A 459-nucleotide genomic window follows, 5' to 3' on the forward strand; every position below is an offset into this window, starting at 1 on the left:
GCTCGATGGAGGGGGCACCTGGACCGACTACGACAGTCGCACACTCGATCATGCGACGGTTGCGGGCAAGACGGTCAAGGTGCGCCAAGTGCTCAGCGGCACCTTGTATGACCCAGGCAGTTGTACGACCGGACGAGTATCTGGCATCAGTTCGACATCCTCATCAACCCCTCACTTGGCGGAGGGGAACGGCAGGATGGTAGTCGCGTGGGGCTCGACGCTCAAGTCATTTCCCACCGGGAACGTGGGCTCGGTCTCATCCTATTCGCTGAGCACTGCGTATCCTTCCACCATTGGTCTGGCATTCGGCAATGGTATCTTCCTGGCCCTCTGCTCGGGCTCGGTCCAACGCCGGGTACTCTCCGGTGGAGCGAACGGCACTTCGTGGAGCGAGCTGTCCAGCGAAGCCTATGACAACCTGTTCTTCGCCAATGGATACTTTTACGCCCATGTGCTTGG

The 459-nt window shown here is 59.7% G+C and carries 2 protein-coding genes; one reads left to right on the forward strand and one right to left on the reverse strand.

Going from position 1 to position 459, the window contains the following annotated elements; all coding sequences use genetic code 11:
• Window positions 1–203, forward strand: a 203-nt coding sequence (locus tag ACODJP_RS13790; RefSeq protein WP_422482479.1) for a hypothetical protein, incomplete at its 5' end; no start/stop codon positions are given.
• Window positions 204–256: 53 nt separating this feature from the next.
• On the opposite strand, the gene ACODJP_RS13795 is transcribed toward ACODJP_RS13790, so the two are convergent.
• On the reverse strand, window positions 257–459 hold a 203-nt coding region (locus ACODJP_RS13795), incomplete at its 5' end, for a hypothetical protein (protein WP_422482481.1).

This window comes from Pleomorphochaeta sp. DL1XJH-081, from assembly GCF_049310885.1.
Classification (GTDB): domain Bacteria; phylum Spirochaetota; class Spirochaetia; order Sphaerochaetales; family Sphaerochaetaceae; genus CAYZJV01.